The sequence below is a fragment of the Curtobacterium sp. UCD-KPL2560 genome (assembly GCF_001705035.1).
Classification (GTDB): domain Bacteria; phylum Actinomycetota; class Actinomycetes; order Actinomycetales; family Microbacteriaceae; genus Curtobacterium.
Genome location: NZ_MCIG01000149.1, coordinates 1 through 1,406 on the forward strand (window position 1 = coordinate 1; position 1,406 = coordinate 1,406).

At 72.3% G+C, this 1,406-nt stretch carries 2 protein-coding genes; both read left to right on the forward strand.

What is annotated here, in order from left to right; all coding sequences use genetic code 11:
- The first annotated feature begins 20 nt into the window (after positions 1 to 20).
- Entirely contained in the window at positions 21 to 980 is a 960-nt protein-coding gene (locus BEP24_RS16240; protein WP_065965218.1) for an alpha-ketoacid dehydrogenase subunit beta, read from the forward strand.
- A gap of 32 nt (positions 981 to 1,012) precedes the next feature.
- A partial coding sequence (locus BEP24_RS16245) for a biotin/lipoyl-containing protein (protein WP_290439190.1) occupies positions 1,013 to 1,406 on the forward strand: 394 nt, incomplete at its 3' end.

Consider the following 1,406-nt stretch of genomic DNA (forward strand, 5'->3'; position numbering starts at 1 on the left):
ACCCCACCCCCACCCTGCCGATGGCGAAGGCGCTCAACGCCGGGCTCGCCGCCGCGCTCGAGGCGGACGACAAGGTCCTGCTCATGGGCGAGGACATCGGCCAGCTGGGCGGCGTCTTCCGCATCACCGAGGGCCTGCAGGAGCGCTTCGGCGCCGAGCGCGTCCGGGACACCCCGCTCGCCGAGGCCGGCATCATCGGCACCGCGATCGGCCTCGCGCTGCGCGGCTACCGCCCCGTCGTCGAGATCCAGTTCGACGGCTTCGTGTGGCCCGGCTTCGACCAGATCACCTCGCAGCTCGCCAAGATGCAGAACCGTCTGCCGGCGCACATGTCGCTGCCGGTCGTCATCCGCATCCCCTACGGCGGCCACATCGGTGCCGTCGAGCACCACCAGGAGTCCCCGGAGGCGTACTTCGCGCACACCCCGGGCCTCCGCGTGGTCAGCCCGAGCACGCCGAACGACGCGTACTGGATGATCCAGGAGGCGATCGCGTCGAAGGACCCGGTCATCTTCCTCGAGCCGAAGTCGCGCTACTGGCCCAAGGGCGAGGTCGACCTCGTCGGCGGCCACGTCCCGATGCACACCACGCGCGTCGCCCGCACCGGCACCGAGGTCACGCTCGTCGGCCACGGTGCGATGGTCGCGACCCTCATGCAGGCGGCCGAGCTCGCCGAGACCGAGGGCACCAGCTGCGAGGTCATCGACCTCCGCTCGATCTCGCCGATCGACTGGGAGCCGCTGTTCGCCTCGGTGCGCAAGACCGGTCGACTCGTCATCGCGCAGGAGGCCTCGGGCTTCGTGAGCGTCGGCAGCGAGATCGCCGCGACGGTCGCCGAGCAGTGCTACTACACGCTGCAGGCACCGCCGCTCCGGGTCTCCGGGTTCGACGTGCCGTTCCCGGTGTCGAAGCTGGAGCACCTGCACCTGCCGGACGCCGACCGGGTCCTCGAGGCCGTCGACCGCGCACTCGCGTACTGACCGATCCGACACTGGACGCTGAAGGAGCCGAAGTGGCCGTCGCCGAATTCCCCCTGCCCGACGTGGGCGAAGGCCTGACCGAGGCCGAGATCGTGCAGTGGCGCGTCGCGATCGGGGACGAGATCGCCGTGGACCAGGTCCTCGTCGAGATCGAGACCGCGAAGTCCCTCGTCGAGCTGCCGTCGCCGTTCGCCGGCACCGTCACGGGGCTGCTCGTCTCCGAGGGCGACACGGTCGAGGTCGGCAAGCCGATCATCCGGGTCGAGTCCGACGCGTCGGTCGCCTCGGGCGCGCCCACCGGCACCCCGACGGGAGGCGCGGCCCCCGTCGGCGACGCCGCTCCGGCATCGCCCGTGGTCGCCGCCGCCCCAGCTCCCGCACCGGCCGCACCGGCCCCGGTCGCCCAGGCCCCGGTCGCGCAGACCC